Below are 17,439 nucleotides of genomic sequence, written 5' to 3' on the forward strand. Positions count from 1 at the left end.
AGGCGCCCCCGTGTCCATCGGCAACTCCCCCGAAGACGACCGCCCTTCGATCGGTCGCGCGCTTCAGCAGGCTCGTATCGCCGCAGGTCTGACGGTCGAGGAAGTCAGCAGCTCCACCCGGGTGCGCATCCCCATCGTGCACGCGATCGAGGAGGACGACTTCTCCCGCTGCGGCGGCGACGTGTATGCCCGCGGCCATATCCGTATGCTCGCCCGTGCCGTCCGGATCGACCCCGACGCGCTGATCGCGGAGTTCGACGCCGAGCACGGCGGCCGCCCCGCGCCCACTCCCGCGGCACCGCTGTTCGAGGCGGAGCGGATCCGCTCCGAACCCCGTCGGCCCAACTGGACCGCGGCCATGGTCGCTGCGATCGTCGCCGTGGTCGGGTTCGTCGGCTTCACGCTCTTCAGCGGTGAGGACGAGGGCTCGGGCGCGGCACAGGTGGCCGAAGGCTCGACTCCCGACAAGACCACGCCCAAGCCCACCACGACCAAGCCCGCCGACCCCAAGCCCGTCCCCTCCGAAAGCGCCATCGCCGCAGCTCCGCGGGACAAGGTGACCGTCAGGCTGAGCGCCGCCGAGGGCAAGAGCTGGATCTCCGCCAAGGATCACAACGGGCGGCTGCTCTTCGACGGTCTGCTGGCCCAGGGCGACACCAAGACCTTCCAGGACAAGGAGCGGGTCGACCTCGTTCTCGGAGACGCCGGAGCGATCGATCTCTTCGTGAACGGCAAGAAGGTCGACGACCAGTTCGAATCGGGCCAGGTCGAACGGCTTTCGTACACCAAGGGTGACCCTGAGGTCGGCTGACCTCTCCACCCGTTTCGTCCCGACGGTGAGCGCCCGGCAGATGCTGGCGCTCACCGTCGTGTTTTCCCTCGTCTTCACCGGCTGTTCGGTCACTCCCCGTAGCGGTGAACCCTGCACGGCAGGGTGAGTGCCGGGACAAAGTAGTCTTGAGCCCATGCCCGAACGCCGTACCGTCGCCCTTGTCACTCTTGGCTGCGCCCGTAACGAGGTGGACTCGGAGGAGCTCGCAGGCCGCTTGGCAGCGGACGGCTGGGAGCTCGTCGAGAACGCCACGGACGCGGATGTCGCCGTCGTCAACACCTGTGGGTTCGTGGAGGCCGCCAAGAAGGACTCCGTGGATGCCCTGCTCGAAGCCAACGATCTGAAGGATCACGGCAGAACCCAGGCCGTCGTGGCCGTCGGCTGCATGGCCGAGCGCTACGGCAAGGACCTCGCCGAGGCGCTCCCGGAAGCGGACGGAGTCCTCGGATTCGACGACTACGCCGACATCTCCGACCGCCTGCAGACCATCCTCAACGGTGGCATCCACGCCTCCCACACCCCGCGTGACCGGCGCAAGCTCCTGCCGATCAGCCCGGCCGAGCGCCAGGACACCGCCGTCGCGCTGCCCGGGCACGCCCAGGAGATCGCACCGGCCCCCGCCGACCTCCCGGAGGGTGTCGCGCCGGTCTCCGGGCCGCGGGCACCGCTGCGCCGGAGGCTGGGGACCAGCCCGGTCGCCTCGGTGAAGCTGGCCTCGGGATGCGACCGGCGCTGCTCGTTCTGCGCCATCCCCTCCTTCCGCGGCTCGTTCATCTCCCGGCGCCCCTCCGACGTCCTCGGAGAGACCCGCTGGCTCGCCGAGCAGGGCGTCAAGGAGGTCATGCTCGTCTCCGAGAACAACACCTCGTACGGCAAGGACCTCGGTGACATCAGGCTGCTGGAGACCCTGCTGCCCGAGCTCGCCGACGTCGACGGGATCGAGCGCATCCGCGTCAGCTATCTGCAGCCCGCCGAGATGCGGCCGGGGCTGATCGACGTACTCACCTCGACTCCCAAGGTCGCGCCCTACTTCGACCTCTCGTTCCAGCACTCCGCACCCGGGGTCCTGCGCGCGATGCGGCGATTCGGCGACACGGACCGCTTCCTCGAACTCCTGGACACCATTCGGTCGAAGGCACCGGAGGCCGGTGCGCGGTCGAACTTCATCGTGGGATTCCCGGGTGAGACGGAGGCCGACCTCGCCGAGCTGGAACGCTTCCTCACCGGCGCACGTCTGGACGCCATCGGGGTCTTCGGCTACTCCGACGAGGAGGGCACCGAGGCGGTCGGTTACGAGAACAAGCTGGACGCCGACGTCATCGCGGAGCGTCTCGCGCACATCTCGCAGCTCGCCGAGGAGCTGACCTCGCAGCGGGCCGAGGAGCGGGTCGGCGAAACCCTCCACGTCCTCGTCGAGTCCGTGGAGTCCGAGGAGGACGGGCCCGTGGCGGTGGGCCGAGCCGCCCACCAGGCGCCGGAAACGGACGGGCAGGTCGTCTTCACCGCACGCGAAGGGCTCGTGCCGGGCCGTATGGTCGAAGCTAAGGCAGTGGGCACCGAGGGAGTGGACCTCGTGGCCGAACACCACGAGCTTGCGGAGGCGGCCAGATGACGGGAGCCCCGGCATCCGCGGCAGGCGGCCCCAGCGCGACGCCGGCGACCCGCGGCGGCAAGCTGGGCGGGGCGGCCGTCAACCAGGCGGGGCTGTGGAACATCGCGAACATCCTCACGATGGTGCGGCTGCTGCTCGTCCCGGGCTTCGTCGTGCTGATGCTGCACGACGGTGGCTACGACCCGGTCTGGCGGTCGTTCGCCTGGGCGGCCTTCGCCGTCGCCATGATCACCGATGTCTTCGACGGCCATCTGGCACGCGCGTACAACCTGGTCACCGATTTCGGCAAGATCGCCGACCCGATCGCGGACAAGGCGATCATGGGCGCGGCGCTGATCTGTCTGTCCACGCTCGGGGACCTTCCCTGGTGGATCACCGGCGTGATCCTCTTCCGTGAGCTCGGCATCACGCTCATGCGTTTCTGGGTCATCCGGCACTCGGTGATCCCCGCCAGCCGCGGCGGGAAGGTGAAGACCCTTGCCCAGGGCATCGCGGTGGGGATGTACGTCCTGGCGCTGACGGGCCCCCTGGCGACCCTGCGCTTCTGGGTGATGATGGTGGCCGTCGTCCTGACGGTCGTCACCGGCCTCGATTACGTGCGCCAGGCCGTCGTGCTCCGCCGTCGCGGGCTCGCCGCCGAGCGGGCCGCCGCCATGGAAGCGGTCGCGGCGGCAGCGGACACGGGGGTTCCCGCGGTGGCGCGGAGCGCCACCGGCGTAGCCGGCGGGTCGGCGGACGCTGCGGCGGAGCCCGTCGTGGAGCCGGTGGCGGAGTCCGTCAGGGAGCCTGCCGGGGAGCGCGTGGCGGGCAGCCACCGCGCCGCGGAGGCGGAACGGTGACCTCCGCGGCGGCCCAGGTGCTGCGGCGGCTTCAGGAGCGCGATGAGACGCTCGGGGTCGCCGAGTCCCTCACCGGCGGTCTGGTGGCCGCCGAGCTCACTTCCGTCCCCGGGGCCTCGCAGAGCTTCCGCGGGTCCGTGACGGCGTACGCCACGCCGCTGAAGCGTGATCTGCTGGGCGTCGACGGCGCGCTCCTGGCCGAGCGCGGCGCTGTCGACCCCGAGGTCGCCCGGGCGATGGCCGACGGCGTGCGCCGGGTCCTCGGCGCGGACTGGGGCGTCTCGACCACCGGGGTCGCCGGTCCCGAGCCGCAGGACGGCAAATCTGTCGGAACGGTCTTCATAGCCGTTTCCGGGCCGGGTGGCGTACAGAAAGTCGCCGAGCTGAGGTTGAACGGCGGGAGGGCGGACATCCGTAAGGAGAGTGTGCGGAGCCTGCTCGAACTGCTCTCCGGCGAACTCGGCGAAAATGCGAGGGCACAGGATACGGAACAGAACGGGGGGAATTGATGTTTACAGCCCTGAGTGAACACGACATCGCTCCCCGCACGGCCGCGGCGCAAGGCGGTACGGTGGGGCGTGAAGGATGCGGCTACGCGGTCCGAGGAGGGAGCCACCGATGATTCTGCTCCGTCGCCTGCTTGGTGACGTGCTGCGTCGGCAGCGCCAGCGCCAAGGCCGTACTCTGCGCGAAGTCTCCTCGTCCGCCCGAGTCTCGCTCGGCTATCTCTCCGAGGTGGAGCGGGGGCAGAAGGAGGCATCCTCCGAACTGCTCTCCGCCATTTGCGACGCGCTGGACGTACGGATGTCCGAGCTCATGCGTGAAGTGAGCGATGAACTGTCCCTGGCTGAGCTGGCCGAGTCGGCAGCAGCCAGTGATGCGGTGCCTGTGCCGGTACGCCCGATGCTCAATTCCGTCTCTGTTGCGTCGGTCGCCGGCGTACCGACGGGACGGGTGACCATCAAGGCGCCCGCGGAAGCGGTGGATGTCGTCGCCGCCTGACCGCACGGTTCGTGGTGAACGAAAGCCCCGGCAGACCCTCGAGGGTCTGCCGGGGCTTTCGCGTACCGGGTGTGTGCGGAGCTGTTCGCGGGGCAGGCGCGGAGTGAGGCCGAAGGGTGTTTCTCCGGATCCGGATCTCAGGGTTCGTGGATCTGTGGATCCGTGGAGCAACCACCCGGATGCCCGTTTCGACCTATATGTGACATTGTGGACAATTGGCAGGTCGAAGAGCTATCTGAACGGAGAAGTGCATGTCTGTCGTGAAGAGCGCCCTGTCCGAAGGCGACCGCAAGGTCGTGGGGGACGCGCTGCAAGGCGCACTGGTCGACCTGGTCGACCTTTCCCTGGTGGCCAAGCAGGTCCACTGGAACGTGGTCGGCCCGCGCTTCCGCTCCGTGCACCTGCAGCTCGACGAGGTCGTCGACACCGCGCGGCAGCACTCGGACACGGTCGCGGAGCGAGCCTCCGCGGTCGGCGTCAACCCGGACGGCCGGTCCCGGACGCTCGCGAAGACCACTGCGATCGATTCCGTGCCCGACGGCTGGATCAAGGACGTCGACGCGGTGCGTGTGCTCGTCGACGCTCTCCGCGTGGTCATCGACCGCATGCGTGAGCGGATCGAGGCGACCGACGAACCGGACCCCATCAGCCAGGACATCCTGATCACGCTCACCGCGGATCTCGAGAAGCACGCGTGGATGTTCCAGGCGGAGAGTGCCTGAACCCGAACTCGAGGAAGGAATCGCCGTGACGGACAAGAAGGCCGTGGACAAGCTCAAGGGCAAGGCCAAGGAAGCGACCGGCAAGGTCACCGGAGACCGTCGCAAGGAAGCCGAAGGCAAGTCCGACCAGGCCAAGGCCAAGGCGGAGGGCGCCCTGGGCGCCACGGGCGACCGTGCCAAGGGCGTGAAGGATTCCCTCACCGACGACGACAAGTAGGAGCAGCACCGACCGGTCTGCCCCCGCGGATTCCGATCCCGGGGGCACCGGCATGTCCGGGGTACCGGCGTGCCCGGCCGCGGGATGCAGCCGGCGCCGACCCGGGGGAAACTTCGGGGGAGGGCCGGGACACACCTCTCCCGCCAGCGGCCCCAGGAGAGAGCGCGCACTGTCGTTCCGCTCGCGCCGTGCACGCCGGTAGTGCACCGATGCGCCCTCCCGTCAGGAGATCGTGCCGACTAGCGTCGGCCGGAGGAGGCAGCCATGGTGCGGCGATGGGTGCCGGTGCTCGTCCTCGGTGGCGTGTGGTGGTGGGCGGTGCTGCGGCTGCTTCTGGAGCCGCAGCACGCCGGAGTGGTCGAGGGTACGGTGGCGGCCGGTGGGTGGGGGCTGAGTCTCCTGCCGGTGCATGTGGCGTCCTCGGGGCGGCCGGAGAAGGCTGCCGACGAGCCCGCGGTGGACCGGACGGACATACCCTCCTAGCGCCTCGGCAGACTGCGTCCGTCCCGTCGCGCAGACCTTGCCCGGGGCGGTACCTGACGTTCAGCGCGGGCCGAGGCCGCGGCCGGGCACGGATCTCAGCCGGGGCACGGGTCTCAGCCGGTGGGCCCGGACTGGCAGTGCGGACACCAGTACGTGGGACGGTCGTCGCGGTCCGCGACGCGGATGGGCGTACGACAGCGTAGACAGGGCCGGCCGGCCCGACCGTAGACGAAAAGACGTTCCCGTGTACGGCTGCGGGACATGGCCGCCGTCGCCCCGGTCGTGGTCCGCACGGGCCGGTCGCGATTGGCCTCCAGAAGCTGTCTGGCCGTGCTGACCAGACGGGTGGCGAGGGGCAGGGGCAGCTCGCCCACCGGGAGCCACGGCGTCGCGCGGGCCATGAAGCAGAGCTCGCACATGTAGACATTGCCGATACCGGCCAGATTGCGCTGGTCCAGAAGCGCGTCCCCGAGCCGCCGTCCGGGGTCGGTGAGCAGATTGCGCAGTGCGGTGTCCGGGTCCCAGTCCGGTCCCAGCAGATCGGGCCCCAGATGGCCGACGGCCTGCGCTTCGTCCTCGGTGCGGAGCAGTTCGAGGACGGGCAGGCGGTAGCCGACGGCTGTGTGCTCCGCGGTGGCGAGCACGGCGCGGATCTGGTGGGCGGGGCCGCCCCGCCAGCGCTCGCCTGGGTCGTACACACGCCAGGAACCCTCCATACGCAGATGGCTGTGGAGGGTGAGACCGCCCTGGAACCGGGTGAGCAGATGCTTGCCGCGCGCCGTGACGTCCAGGACGGTCCGGCCGGTCAGGTCTGCTGTGGCGAACCGGGGGACCCGCAGGTCGGAGACCGTCAGCACCTGGCCGGCGAGGGCCGCGTCGAGACGCCGGGCGGTCTGCAGGACGGTGTCACCTTCGGGCATGTGTCCATGATGCGCGGCCCGGGCCGCACATGGTCCCTCGGCCGCGCCGGAGCCGTCCTCAGGCGCGCAGCCGCAGACCTCGTGGCGTGGCGAGGAAGCCGGCGGCCTCCAGGGCGCGGCCGAGCGGGGAGGTGAGGGAGGAGGCGCCGTTGGTGCGCTCCACCGTGACCGTGCCGAGCGTCCCCGCGCGTGCGGCCGACGCGAGCGCCTCCGCCGCGGCCCGGAGCGCCGGGTCGTCCGGATCGGTGGGCCACGCGAGGAGGGACTTGCCACCGCGCTCCATGTAGAGCGTCAGCTCGCCGTCCACGAGCACCACCAGAGACCCCGCCTTGCGGCCGGGCTTGTGTCCCGCGCCGTCCGGTGATTCGGGCCAGGGCAGGGCGGCACCGTACGCGTTGGCCGGATCGGCCGCCGCGAGGACCAGGGCGCGGGGAGCCGAGCCCGGGTCCGCACGGTCGCGTGCGGTGGAGGCTGCCCTGAGCCGGTCCACGGCACCGTCCATGGCGAACTGAGCGGCTCCCAGCCCTTCGACGACGTAACCACGGCGGGCCTGACCGCTGTCCTCGAACGCGGCAAGGATGCGGTAGATCGCCGAGAACCCGCCCTCGACGCCCTCGGCCTGCACCGCGCCGCGGGTCACCACGCCGTGGCGGTCGAGGAGTGTCCGGGCGAGTGCGTGCGCGCGATGGGTCGGCTCGGGCTCGGCCGGGGGCAGCAGCGACCAGCGCCCCGACACGGTCGGCGGGCCGGTGCGGGACGCGGGACGGGCTGCCGCGGTCAGCGACCCGTAACGGCCACGCGGCACATTGCGCCGCGCGCGGTGCGCGGTGGAGCCCGCCGTGCGCCCTGAGCCGAGGAGCGAACGCAGGGGCGCGAGCGTGTCGTTGGTGAGACGGCCTGACCAGACCAGATCCCAGAGCGCGTCGGCCAGCTGGGGATCGGTGCAGTCCGGGTGGGTGGTGGCCCGGACCTGATCGGCGATCTGCCGGAAGAAGAGCCCGAACCCGCCGGAGAGCACGGTGAGAACCGACTCGTGCAACGCGGTCTCCTCCAGCGGAAGGGGCGGCGGGAGGAGCAGCGGAGCACTGTCGGCCAGGTAGACGGAGAGCCAGCCGTCCTTTCCGGGAAGTGCGCCCGCGCCTGCCCAGACGACCTCGCCCGTGGTCGTGAGCTCGTCGAGCATGGCGGGGGTGTACCCCGCCACGCGGCTCGGCAGGATCAGCTTCTCCAGGGCGGACGCAGGGACAGGGGCGCCCTGCAACTGCTCGATGGCACGGGCCAGTCCGTCGATGCCCCGCAGGCTGTTGTCGCCGAGGTGCTGCCACTGGGGGAGGAAGCCGGCCAGCGCGGCGGGTGGCACAGGCTCCAGCTCCTGCCGGAGCGCGGCGAGCGAACGGCGCCGCAGCCGCCGCAGGACCGTGGCATCGCACCACTCCTGGCCGATGCCCGCGGGGTGGAACTCGCCCTGGACGACGCGGCTCGACGCGGCGAGCCGCTGCAGCGCCCCGTCCGTGACGGCGCTGCCGAGGCCGAAACGGCTCGCCGCCTGCGTGGTGGTGAACGGGCCGTGCGTACGGGCGAACCGGGCGAGGAGGTCGCCGAGCGGGTCCTTGACCGGCTCGGTGAACGCCTCGGGGACTCCTACCGGGAGGGCGGTGCCGAGTGCGTCGCGCAGCCGGCCCGCGTCCTCGACAGCCGCCCAGTGGGAGATTCCACCGATGCGGACCTGGATGGCGCGCCGGGCTGTCGCCAGCTCCGGGGCCCATGCGGCCTCCGCGCCGCGCTCGGCCAGCTCGGCGTCGGTGAGGGGCCCGAGCACGCGCAGCAGATCGGCGACCCCCTCGACGTCCTTGATCTTCCTGTCGTCGGTCAGCCACTGGAGCTCCCGCTCCAGTTCGCCGAGGACATCGGCGTCGAGCAGCTCCCGCAGCTCCGCCTGGCCCAGCAGCTCGGCCAGGAGATGGGAGTCGAGCGAGAGCGCCGCTGCCCGCCGCTCGGCGAGGGGTGAGTCGCCCTCGTACAGGAACTGCGCGACATAGCCGAAGAGGAGGGAGCGGGCGAACGGCGACGGCTCGGGGGTGGTCACCTCGACCAGACGGATGCGGCGCGCCTCCAGGTCGCCCATCAGCTCGGTGAGACCGGGGACGTCGAAGACGTCCTGAAGGCACTCGCGGACGGCTTCGAGGACGATCGGGAACGAGCCGAACTCGGAGGCCACCTGGAGCAGCTGGGAGGCGCGCTGCCGCTGCTGCCACAGGGGGGTGCGCTTGCCGGGGCTGCGCCGGGGCAACAGCAGGGCACGCGCGGCGCATTCGCGGAACCGTGAGGCGAACAGGGCTGATCCGCCGACCTGTTCGGTGACGAGCTGGCTGATCTCGCCCTTGTCGAACACCACGTCGGTGGCCCCGACGGGAGGCTGCTCGCTGTCGAACCCGGCGGCGGGGAAACCTGGGCCGGCAGCTCCGCGCCCCGCACCGCCCGCGGCCTCACCGCTCCCCTCGGCCTGGACCGGATCGAAGTCGAGGAGGTCGAGCCCCATCAGGTCGGCGTCGGGCAGCCGCAGCACGATGCCGTCGTCCGCGTGCATGACCTGCGCGTCCATGCCGTACCGCTCACCGAGCCGGGCGGACAGGGCGAGTGCCCACGGGGCGTGGACCTGGGCACCGAACGGCGAGTGCACCACGATCCGCCAGTCGCCCAGCTCGTCCCGGAACCTCTCGACCAGCACCGTCCGGTCGTCGGGGACGTGCCCGCAGGCCCGGCGCTGCTCGTCGAGGTACGACAGGATGTTGTCCGCGGCCCAGGCGTCGAGCCCGGCGGCGACCAGCCGGAGCCGGGCGTCCTCGGCGGACAGCCCGCCGATCTCCCGGAGGAACGCGCCCAGGGCACGGCCCAGCTCCAGCGGGCGGCCCAGCTGGTCACCCTTCCAGAACGGCAGCCGGCCGGGGACTCCGGGGGCAGGCGAGACGAGGACCCTGTCCCTGGTGATGTCCTCGATCCGCCAGGATGTGGTGCCCAGGGTGAAGACGTCGCCGACCCGGGACTCGTAGACCATCTCCTCGTCCAGCTCGCCGACGCGTCCGCCGCCCTTCTTCGGGTCGGCGCCGGCGAGGAAGACACCGAAGAGTCCGCGGTCGGGAATGGTGCCGCCCGAGGTGACGGCGAGCCGCTGGGCGCCGGGGCGGCCCGTGACCGTACCGGTGACGCGGTCCCACACCACACGGGGCCGCAGCTCCGCGAAGGCGTCGGACGGATAGCGCCCGGCGAGCATGTCGAGCACGGCGGTGAACGCGGATTCGGGGAGGGAGGCGAAGGGGGCCGCCCGGCGGGCGAGGGCGAGCAGATCGTCGGCCTGCCAGTTGTCGAGGGCGACCGTGGCGACGATCTGCTGGGCGAGCACGTCCAGGGGGTTGGACGGGATCCGCAGAGCCTCGATGGCGCCCTGGCGCATCCGCTCGGTGACGACGGCCGCCTGGACCAGGTCGCCGCGGTACTTGGGGAAGACCACCCCGGTGGACACCGCGCCGACCTGGTGCCCGGCGCGGCCCACCCGCTGGAGTCCCGAGGCCACGGAGGGCGGCGACTCGACCTGGATCACCAGGTCGACGGCGCCCATGTCGATCCCCAGCTCCAGGCTGGAGGTGGCGACCACGGCCGGCAGCCGGCCCGCTTTCAGGTCCTCCTCGACCTGGGAGCGCTGCTCCTTGGACACCGAGCCGTGGTGCGCTCTGGCGAGCACGGCCGGTGCCCCTTTCGCCGCCCCGGACTGGGCCATGATCTCGGCGGGGGAGTGGGCTTCGGGCAGGGGCCCGCCCGCCCCCGGCTCCTCCTCCGACGCGGCGGTCGCCCGCTCGTGTGCGATCTCGTTCAGCCGGTTGCACAGGCGCTCCGCCAGCCGCCGGGAGTTGGCGAAGACGATCGTGGAGCGGTGCGACTGCACGAGGTCGGCGATGCGCTCCTCGACATGGGGCCAGATCGACGGCTTCTCCGCCTGGCCGCCCTCGTCACCCGTGGCGGGGGAGCCGCCCAGCTCGCCGAGATCCTCCACCGGAACCACGACGGAGAGGTCGAACTCCTTGGTGGACGGGGGCTGGACGATCTCCACCCTCCGTTGCGGCGAGAGGAACCGCGCGACCTCGTCGACCGGGCGGACCGTCGCCGACAGCCCGATACGCCGCGCGGGCCGCGGCAGCAGCTCGTCCAGACGCTCCAGGGACACGGCGAGATGGGCGCCGCGCTTGGTGCCCGCGACGGCATGCACCTCGTCCACGATCACCGTCTCCACCCCGGCGAGCGCATCCCGGGCCGAGGACGTGAGCATCAGGAACAGGGACTCGGGTGTGGTGATCAGGATGTCCGGGGGCCTCGTCGCCATCGAACGGCGCTCGGCGGGAGGGGTGTCGCCGGAACGGATCCCCACCCGCACCTCGGGCTCGGGCAGACCCAGGCGTACCGACTCCTGACGGATCCCGGTCAGGGGTGAACGCAGATTCCGCTCCACGTCCACGGCGAGCGCCTTCATCGGTGACACGTACAGCACCCGGCAGCGCTTCTTCGGCTCGGCGGGCGGCGGCAGGGCCGCCAGCCGGTCCAGGGAGGCGAGAAAGGCGGCGAGTGTCTTACCCGATCCGGTCGGCGCGACGACCAGCACATCCGAACCCTCGCCGATGGCTTGCCAGGCCCCCTCCTGCGCGGCGGTGGGCGCGTCGAAGGCGGCGGCGAACCAGCTGCGGGTCGCGGGTGAGAACGAATCGAGTGCGGAACCGGCCATGCCCCCCATCGTGCACCCCGCCACCGACAACGGCCGGTGGACGTGCCGCCGCCCACCTTTCTGGGCTTCGGCCACCGGCCCGGACCTGCGAGAATACGAGCATGGTGGAGGTGGACACGACACAGGAATGGGCGAGGTACTGGCAGTACGCGGAGCTGCCCCACCTCGATCTGCTGCGTGCCCGCTACGTCCGCCACACCTTTCCGCGTCACAGCCATGAGGGCTACGTCTTCGGGACGATCACCAGCGGTGTCGAGGACGTCGGCCTCCCCGACGGCACCGTGCACGCCGGACCCGGAACCGTGGTCATGATCAACCCGGAGGTGCCGCACACCGCCCGCGCCGGAGTGCCCGAAGGATGGGTGTACGCCACGCTCTACCCCTCCGCCCAGGTGATCAACGACATCGCGGCCGACCTGACGAACCTGCGCGGCACCGTCGGCTTCGCGGAGACCGGCGTGCGGGACCCGTATGCCGCCCGTCTGATCACCGAGGTCCACCGGGCCGCCGAGGAGGGTAACGCCCTGGCCGCCGACAGCGTCCTGCGCGTCCTGGTGGCCCGGCTGCTCGACCGCCACGGCAGCGTGCTGCCGCCCAGGACCCCGCACTTCGCCGGAGCCCGGGACGCCGTCCGCGCACGGACCGCGCTGGAGGAACGGATGGAGCGGCCGCCCACCCTGGAGGCGCTCGCAGCCGAGCTGGGCACCAGCCCGTTCGCGTTGCTGCGGGCCTTCAAGAAGCAGTACGGAATGCCCCCGCACACCTGGCTCACCGACGCCCGGGTGCGCCGTGCGCGACGCATGCTCGACGCCGGGGCCCCGCCCGCCGAGGCCGCCGCCGCCGTCGGCTTCACCGACCAGCCGCATCTCAACCGTCACTTCACCCGGATCGTCGGAGTGCCCCCGGGCGCCTACCAGCGCGAGCGTGCAAGAACGTACAAGACCGGCGGGGATCCCGCCCCTTAGCGTTCCGGGCGTGGCAGAACAGACAGCACCCCCTCAGAGCTCCGGCGCACTCGGTGCCCCGGGCGCGGATACGGAGAAGCCGGACGGCGCCGTCGTCCGGGACGCACTCGGCGTGGGCATAGCCGTGGGCCTCTCCGGGTTCGCCTTCGGCGTGACCTCGGCCGGCTCCGGACTCAGCCTTCTCCAGACCTGCGCGTTGAGTCTCCTCGTCTTCACGGGGGCCTCCCAGTTCGCTCTCGTCGGCGCCGTCGCGGCCGGCGGCAACCCCTACACCGCCGCGGCAGGAGCGTTCTTCCTGGGCATCCGCAACGCCTTCTACGGGCTGCGGCTGTCGCAGCTCCTCGCCCTGCCGCGCTTCGTGCGCCCCCTCGCCGCCCACTGGGTCATCGACGAGACGACCGCCGTCACGCTGCCCCAGCCCACCAGGCGGGCCGCGCGTATCGGCTTCACCGTCACCGGGCTCACCCTCTACGTCCTGTGGAACCTGACCACGCTGGGGGGCGCCCTGGGGGCCAAGGCGCTCGGCGACACCGCCGCCTGGGGACTGGACGCGGCGGGTCCCGCCGTGTTCCTCGCGCTGCTCGCGCCGATGCTGAAGAGCACCACGGAGCGCGTCACCGCGGGTCTGGCGGTCCTGCTGGTGCTGGGCCTCCTGCCGGTGCTGCCGGCGGGCGCGCCCGTACTGGTGTCCGCGCTGGCCGCTCCGGTCGTCCTGTTCCTGAACGGCCGAGGCAGCAGCGGCCCGGACCGGACCGTCACCGAAGGCACGGCGCCCGGGGAGGGCCGATGAACATCTGGATCGCCATCGGGCTCACCGCCGCCGGCTGCTATCTCGCGAAGCTCCTGGGGCTCCTGGTCCCCGCCGGAGTCCTGGAGCGCCCCCTCGTGCAGCGGCTGGCGGCACTCATGCCGGTGGCACTGCTCGCGGCCCTCACCGCTCAGCAGACCTTCGCCGACGGACAGCACCTGATGCTGGACGCCAGAGCGGCAGGGCTCGCCGCGGCGGCGCTCGCCCTCGTCCTGCGGGCGCCCTTCCTCGTCGTCGTCGGCACCGCCGTCGTGGTCACCGCTGCCGCGCGCGCACTGTTCTGAGCGGGCAGGTCAGCGCGGACCCCGGCCGTATGCCCGCAGAGTCTGCAGCGCCTTGATCGTCACGATCGGACGGCCCTCCAGGGCCGTCCCCGGGGCCCACTGGCGCCAGTTGACCGGCCAGCCGCCGTCCTCCTCCTGTTCGGCCGCGAGATGATCCAGAGCGCTCTCCAGCTCGCCCTCGCTGAACCAGCGACGGGCGAGCGACCCGGGTGTGCGGGCGTAGTCGTAGGGGAAGTGGTGTTCCCCCGGGGCGTAGCCAGGAGCCACCGGGTACTCAGCACGGCGCCGGGGATCGAGCACCACCAGCCGCTGCTCACGCACCAGTTGCCCCAGCCGGTCGGCTGCCGACTCGGCACGCGCACGGTCGGGAACGCCGTCCAGGAAGGCCACGGCGGCCTCGATCTCGTACGGATGGGACTGCTCCAGGGCGTCGACGGCGGCCCAGCAGAAGTCGGTGGCCCTGAACAGCCAGGCGTGCCACACCTGATTGCGGTGCAGAAGCCCGACCACCGGGCCCGTCACCAGCAGTTCGGCGGGCGGGTCGTCGACGACGGGGATGAAGGGTGCCGCAGGGTAGCCACGCTGGGAGGGGTGGAGCGCGGGCAGAGCGCCTTCCTTGGTCGACACGTCCGTCAGATAGCGGCAGATCCGTTCCACGCGCATCCCACCGCAGCGGCTGATGGAGTCGAGGACGCTCAGCGCATGAGCGGTGTGGAGCGGCTGACTCACCGGTCCGCGGAGATCGGGTTCGAGCGCGTGACCGTAGCCACCGTCCTCGTTCCGATAGGCGTCGAGCGCGGTTTCGACGGTGTCCGCGCTCCCTCCCAGGAAGAGATGGGCGAACCGCCGCTGTTCGAGGACGCGTGCGGTGAGCCAGATGAACTGCTCGGCGCGGGCGAGGGGATTTGCTCCGGTTCCAGCCATGGAACCGACCGTAAAGGGGAAAACGTCGCCGGCAGGGTCCTCCGGCCCGGCTGCACTCTCAGGAGCGGGATACTGAGGGCATGCGGTTGACGATTTTCTGGGAACGGATGGCGGATCACTTCGGCGAGGCCTACGCCGACTCCTTCGCGCGCGATCACGTCATGGCGGAGCTCGGCGGCCGTACGGTGCACGAGGCCCTGGCCGCGGGATGGGAGGCCAAGGACGTCTGGCGCGGGGTCTGCTCGGCGGTCGGAGTGCCCCCGGACAAGCGCTGAGCGACGCGGTCATGCCCGCCGGCACGGCCGCGGCACCCGCGTCCCCCGCATCGGTCCCTGCCGGGCCGGGGGGCCGGCTGTCACGGCGGTGAGCGAGACTTGTCGCGTGGCACCGACAGACGAGACAGCCCAGACCCAGCCGCCCGCCTCGCCGCCCGCACCACCGAGTCCGCCGCCCGGCACCGGCCCCGTCCGCATGCCCGGCTGGCTGCCGCGCGCGATGGTCATGGCCCTGGCGCTCTACGGGTGCTTCCAATTGAGCAGCTGGGCCTTCTACCAGCTCATCGGGCTGCTGACCAACATCCTCATCGCCTTCTTCCTGGCGCTGGCGATCGAGCCGGCCGTCAGCCGCATGGCCGGGCACGGGATGCGCCGGGGACTCGCCACCTTCCTGGTCTTCCTCGCCGTGCTGATCGCGGGCATCGGCTTCATCGTCCTGCTCGGCTCGATGCTCGCCGGCCAGATCGTCGACATGGTCGAGGAGTTCCCCAAGTACCTCGACTCGGTGATCAACTGGGTCAACCAGACCTTCCACACGGAGCTCTCCCGGGTCGAGGTGCAGGACAGCCTGCTGCACTCCGACTGGCTCCAGAAGTACGTGCAGAACAGCGCCACCGGTGTGCTCGACGTCTCGACCACCGTCCTCGGCGGGCTGTTCCGGCTGCTGATGATCTTCCTGTTCTCGTTCTACTTCGCGGCCGACGGTCCCCGGCTACGGCGCGCGCTCTGCTCCGTACTGCCGCCCTCCCGGCAGACAGAGGTGCTGCGCGCCTGGGAGATCGCGGTCGACAAGACCGGCGGCTACATCTATTCGCGCGGACTGATGGCGCTGATCTCCGGCGCGGCGCACTACGTCCTGCTCCTGGTCCTCGGAGTGCCCTACGCGCCGGCGCTCGCGGTCTGGGTCGGCCTCGTCTCGCAGTTCATCCCCACGATCGGTACGTACCTGGCCGGCGCGCTGCCCATGCTGATCGCCTTCACGGTCAATCCCTGGTACGCCCTGTGGGTTCTCGGTTTCGTCGTGGTCTACCAGCAGTTCGAGAACTACGTGCTGCAGCCGAAGCTCACGTCCAGGACGGTCGACATCCATCCCGCGGTCGCCTTCGGCTCGGTGGTCGCTGGCACCGCGCTGATGGGAGCCGTCGGAGCGTTGATCGCCATTCCGGCCGTGGCCACGCTCCAGGCGTTCCTGGGCGCGTATGTGAAGCGCTACGACGTGATGGACGACCCGCGGGTGCAGGGCGGCCACCGCTGGCGCCGTGGAGAGCCGGTGCTGTCGAGGATCCGCCGGGCCATGGCGGGCGGCGGGCACGCCGGAGGCCCGGCCGACGGCAATCCGTGACACCGGCCGACAGGTCCGGGGTCGGGGCCTGCACCGGCACCGGCACCGGACGGATCAGATATGAGATCGGTCGCAGTTCATTGACTTGATCGATGTCGACTGATATAAGCGGCTACCCTCGGTCCTGTGGGTCCGGCGTGGTGCGCTTGACACTGAAATCGAACATCCATTCTCATGGGATTCCGGCCGGGTTTTGCCGGGCCCGACCGTGGAGTTGTCCACAGGCCGGGAGGACGTCGAGGCCCATTGTCAGTGGCAGGGGTTAGCGTCTGTGACGTGAAGCGATCGACTCAAGCAAATCGGGTGGAACCCATGGCAGGAACCGACCGCGAGAAGGCGCTGGACGCCGCACTCGCACAGATTGAACGGCAATTCGGCAAGGGCGCGGTGATGCGCCTCGGTGAGCGGCCGAACGAGCCGATCGAGGTGATCCCCACCGGGTCCACCGCGCTCGACGTCGCGCTCGGCGTCGGCGGTCTGCCGCGCGGCCGTGTGGTGGAGGTGTACGGGCCGGAGTCCTCCGGCAAGACGACGCTGACGCTGCACGCCGTGGCGAACGCGCAGAAGCTCGGCGGCTCGGTGGCGTTCATCGACGCGGAGCACGCTCTGGACCCGGAGTACGCGAAGAAGCTCGGCGTCGACATCGACAATCTCATCCTCTCGCAGCCGGACAACGGTGAGCAGGCGCTGGAGATCGTCGACATGCTCGTCCGCTCGGGCGCGCTGGACCTGATCGTCATCGACTCCGTCGCGGCCCTGGTGCCGCGAGCGGAGATCGAGGGCGAGATGGGCGACTCCCACGTGGGTCTGCAGGCCCGCCTGATGAGCCAGGCGCTCCGGAAGATCACCAGCGCGCTCAACCAGTCCAAGACCACCGCGATCTTCATCAACCAGCTGCGCGAGAAGATCGGCGTGATGTTCGGCTCGCCGGAGACCACGACCGGTGGCCGGGCGCTGAAGTTCTACGCCTCGGTGCGTCTGGACATCCGCCGGATCGAGACCCTGAAGGACGGCACCGACGCCGTGGGCAACCGCACCCGCGTCAAGGTCGTCAAGAACAAGGTCGCGCCGCCGTTCAAGCAGGCGGAGTTCGACATCCTCTACGGCCAGGGCATCAGCCGTGAGGGCGGTCTGATCGACATGGGCGTGGAGCACGGCTTCGTCCGCAAGGCCGGCGCCTGGTACACGTACGAGGGCGACCAGCTCGGCCAGGGCAAGGAGAACTCCCGCAACTTCCTCAAGGACAACCCCGACCTGGCCAACGAGATCGAGAAGAAGATCCTCGACAAGCTCGGCGTCGGTGTCCGTCCCGAGGATGCCGCGGCGGAGCCCGCAGCCGATGGCGCGGTGACCACGGGGGCTCCGGCCGACGGGGCCGCCAAGTCGGTACCGGCCCCCGCGACCAAGGCCAAGCCCGCCAAGGCCGCGGCGGCCAAGAGCTAG

The 17,439-nt window shown here is 70.9% G+C and carries 17 protein-coding genes; 14 read left to right on the top strand and 3 right to left on the bottom strand.

The genetic code is table 11. The features are described 5' to 3' along the window. The first annotated feature begins 10 nt into the window (after positions 1–10). The 8 genes from ACIP63_RS25205 (at position 11) to ACIP63_RS25240 (ending at position 5,707) form a co-directional block, all read left to right on the top strand. Positions 11–811: a helix-turn-helix domain-containing protein gene (locus ACIP63_RS25205; protein ID WP_401519607.1), complete on the top strand. Its 801-nt coding sequence runs from the start codon at positions 11–13 to the stop codon at positions 809–811. A gap of 154 nt (positions 812–965) precedes the next feature. Then, on the top strand, positions 966–2,444 hold the full coding sequence (rimO, locus tag ACIP63_RS25210) for a 30S ribosomal protein S12 methylthiotransferase RimO (protein WP_401519609.1): 1,479 nt from the start codon (positions 966–968) through the stop codon (positions 2,442–2,444). After that, positions 2,441–3,283 (top strand): CDP-diacylglycerol--glycerol-3-phosphate 3-phosphatidyltransferase, encoded by an 843-nt coding sequence (gene pgsA, locus ACIP63_RS25215; RefSeq protein ID WP_401519612.1) that lies wholly within the window; start codon positions 2,441–2,443, stop codon positions 3,281–3,283. Before rimO ends, pgsA begins: the two co-directional genes overlap by 4 nt. Continuing rightward, positions 3,280–3,792 carry a CinA family protein gene (locus tag ACIP63_RS25220; protein WP_401519615.1) on the top strand — a complete coding sequence of 171 codons (513 nt, stop codon included), beginning with the start codon at positions 3,280–3,282 and terminating at the stop codon, positions 3,790–3,792. The genes pgsA and ACIP63_RS25220 overlap by 4 nt, the downstream gene beginning before the upstream one ends. A 109-nt stretch (positions 3,793–3,901) precedes the next feature. Continuing rightward, entirely contained in the window at positions 3,902–4,285 is a 384-nt protein-coding gene (locus tag ACIP63_RS25225; RefSeq protein WP_014153702.1) for a helix-turn-helix domain-containing protein, read from the top strand. A 251-nt stretch (positions 4,286–4,536) separates the two neighbouring features. Beyond that, entirely contained in the window at positions 4,537–5,007 is a 471-nt protein-coding gene (locus ACIP63_RS25230; RefSeq protein ID WP_393761917.1) for a Dps family protein, read from the top strand. Between the two features lie 25 nt (positions 5,008–5,032). After that, complete coding sequence (locus ACIP63_RS25235; RefSeq protein ID WP_401519618.1) at positions 5,033–5,224, top strand: CsbD family protein; 192 nt, start codon at positions 5,033–5,035, stop codon at positions 5,222–5,224. A 264-nt stretch (positions 5,225–5,488) separates the two neighbouring features. Next, positions 5,489–5,707 carry a hypothetical protein gene (locus tag ACIP63_RS25240; protein ID WP_401519624.1) on the top strand — a complete coding sequence of 73 codons (219 nt, stop codon included), beginning with the start codon at positions 5,489–5,491 and terminating at the stop codon, positions 5,705–5,707. 113 nt (positions 5,708–5,820) lie between these two features. Here the strand turns inward: ACIP63_RS25240 and ACIP63_RS25245 are convergent, their stop codons facing one another. Both ACIP63_RS25245 and ACIP63_RS25250 read right to left on the bottom strand, forming a co-directional pair. After that, positions 5,821–6,627: an Fpg/Nei family DNA glycosylase gene (locus ACIP63_RS25245; RefSeq protein WP_401519627.1), complete on the bottom strand. Its 807-nt coding sequence runs from the start codon at positions 6,625–6,627 to the stop codon at positions 5,821–5,823. Positions 6,628–6,685: 58 nt separating this feature from the next. After that, positions 6,686–11,398: a DEAD/DEAH box helicase gene (locus tag ACIP63_RS25250; RefSeq protein ID WP_401519630.1), complete on the bottom strand. Its 4,713-nt coding sequence runs from the start codon at positions 11,396–11,398 to the stop codon at positions 6,686–6,688. 101 nt (positions 11,399–11,499) lie between these two features. Between ACIP63_RS25250 and ACIP63_RS25255 the strand changes: the two genes are divergently transcribed. The 3 genes from ACIP63_RS25255 to ACIP63_RS25265 are packed head-to-tail and all read left to right on the top strand — an operon-like array spanning position 11,500 to position 13,455. After that, positions 11,500–12,363 carry an AraC family transcriptional regulator gene (locus ACIP63_RS25255; protein WP_401519633.1) on the top strand — a complete coding sequence of 288 codons (864 nt, stop codon included), beginning with the start codon at positions 11,500–11,502 and terminating at the stop codon, positions 12,361–12,363. Positions 12,364–12,373: 10 nt separating this feature from the next. Beyond that, positions 12,374–13,153 (top strand): AzlC family ABC transporter permease, encoded by a 780-nt coding sequence (locus ACIP63_RS25260; protein ID WP_401519636.1) that lies wholly within the window; start codon positions 12,374–12,376, stop codon positions 13,151–13,153. Then, the gene (locus ACIP63_RS25265) at positions 13,150–13,455 is read left to right on the top strand and encodes an AzlD domain-containing protein (RefSeq protein ID WP_401519639.1); all 306 of its coding nucleotides are present in this window, start codon (positions 13,150–13,152) and stop codon (positions 13,453–13,455) included. The genes ACIP63_RS25260 and ACIP63_RS25265 overlap by 4 nt, the downstream gene beginning before the upstream one ends. 9 nt (positions 13,456–13,464) lie before the next feature. On the opposite strand, the gene ACIP63_RS25270 is transcribed toward ACIP63_RS25265, so the two are convergent. Next, positions 13,465–14,379: a hypothetical protein gene (locus tag ACIP63_RS25270; protein ID WP_401519642.1), complete on the bottom strand. Its 915-nt coding sequence runs from the start codon at positions 14,377–14,379 to the stop codon at positions 13,465–13,467. An 80-nt stretch (positions 14,380–14,459) separates the two neighbouring features. On the opposite strand from ACIP63_RS25270, the gene ACIP63_RS25275 reads away from it, so the two are divergent. The 3 genes from ACIP63_RS25275 to recA all read left to right on the top strand — a co-directional run bounded on the left by ACIP63_RS25275 (position 14,460) and on the right by recA (position 17,439). After that, a complete protein-coding gene (locus ACIP63_RS25275) occupies positions 14,460–14,654 on the top strand; it encodes a DUF3046 domain-containing protein (protein ID WP_104789542.1) in 195 nt (64 codons plus the stop codon). A gap of 196 nt (positions 14,655–14,850) precedes the next feature. Then, positions 14,851–15,996, top strand: a complete 1,146-nt coding sequence (locus ACIP63_RS25280; protein ID WP_401520712.1) for an AI-2E family transporter — start codon at positions 14,851–14,853, stop codon at positions 15,994–15,996. A 312-nt stretch (positions 15,997–16,308) separates the two neighbouring features. Further along, a complete protein-coding gene (gene recA, locus ACIP63_RS25285) occupies positions 16,309–17,439 on the top strand; it encodes a recombinase RecA (RefSeq protein WP_401519646.1) in 1,131 nt (376 codons plus the stop codon).

It is taken from the genome of Streptomyces sp. NPDC088746 (assembly GCF_044751065.1).
In the GTDB taxonomy this organism is placed as follows: Bacteria; Actinomycetota; Actinomycetes; order Streptomycetales; family Streptomycetaceae; genus Streptomyces.

Coding starts and splice junctions, on each gene's coding strand:
- rimO (WP_401519609.1), top strand. CDS start 966: ATGCCCGAACGCCGTACCGTCGCCCTTGTCACTCTTGGCTGCGCCCGT.
- pgsA (WP_401519612.1), top strand. CDS start 2,441: ATGACGGGAGCCCCGGCATCCGCGGCAGGCGGCCCCAGCGCGACGCCG.
- ACIP63_RS25225 (WP_014153702.1), top strand. CDS start 3,902: ATGATTCTGCTCCGTCGCCTGCTTGGTGACGTGCTGCGTCGGCAGCGC.
- ACIP63_RS25230 (WP_393761917.1), top strand. CDS start 4,537: ATGTCTGTCGTGAAGAGCGCCCTGTCCGAAGGCGACCGCAAGGTCGTG.
- ACIP63_RS25240 (WP_401519624.1), top strand. CDS start 5,489: ATGGTGCGGCGATGGGTGCCGGTGCTCGTCCTCGGTGGCGTGTGGTGG.
- ACIP63_RS25245 (WP_401519627.1), bottom strand. CDS start 6,627: ATGCCCGAAGGTGACACCGTCCTGCAGACCGCCCGGCGTCTCGACGCG.
- ACIP63_RS25250 (WP_401519630.1), bottom strand. CDS start 11,398: ATGGCCGGTTCCGCACTCGATTCGTTCTCACCCGCGACCCGCAGCTGG.
- ACIP63_RS25255 (WP_401519633.1), top strand. CDS start 11,500: ATGGTGGAGGTGGACACGACACAGGAATGGGCGAGGTACTGGCAGTAC.
- ACIP63_RS25265 (WP_401519639.1), top strand. CDS start 13,150: ATGAACATCTGGATCGCCATCGGGCTCACCGCCGCCGGCTGCTATCTC.
- ACIP63_RS25270 (WP_401519642.1), bottom strand. CDS start 14,379: ATGGCTGGAACCGGAGCAAATCCCCTCGCCCGCGCCGAGCAGTTCATC.
- ACIP63_RS25275 (WP_104789542.1), top strand. CDS start 14,460: ATGCGGTTGACGATTTTCTGGGAACGGATGGCGGATCACTTCGGCGAG.
- ACIP63_RS25280 (WP_401520712.1), top strand. CDS start 14,851: ATGCCCGGCTGGCTGCCGCGCGCGATGGTCATGGCCCTGGCGCTCTAC.
- recA (WP_401519646.1), top strand. CDS start 16,309: ATGGCAGGAACCGACCGCGAGAAGGCGCTGGACGCCGCACTCGCACAG.